Here is a 285-nt window from a genome sequence, read left to right as displayed (position 1 = left end):
CGGCATCAGATTGAAGCCGTCGGCGGCGCCGCCTTTGAACCAGTGCTCGATGTCGTCGGCGATCTGTTCCGGCGTGCCGACGACGACACGATGTCCGCCGCCGCCCGCCAGCGCGCGAATCAATTGACGCGCCGTGTAGCCATGCGTGCGCGCCTGCGCGAGCGTGGCGTGGAAGAACGTGTGATTACCATTGCCGCCGCCGGGCAATGCGAGATCGTCGGGCAGGCGTTCGTCGAGCTTCAGGCGCTCGACAGCGATGCCCAGTATGCCGGCCAGTCGCGTGAG

At 67.0% G+C, this 285-nt stretch carries 1 pseudogene; it reads right to left on the bottom strand.

Annotated features, from left to right (window positions below):
• Positions 1-285, bottom strand: a pseudogene (locus SB753_RS36460) (LLM class flavin-dependent oxidoreductase); the annotation flags it as partial.

Origin of the sequence: Paraburkholderia sp. SIMBA_053 (genome assembly GCF_046534895.1) — a bacterium.
Taxonomy (GTDB): Bacteria; Pseudomonadota; Gammaproteobacteria; order Burkholderiales; family Burkholderiaceae; genus Paraburkholderia; species Paraburkholderia caledonica.
Note: the sequence above shows the minus strand (reverse complement) of the source record. Positions and strands in the feature narration are given on the sequence as shown.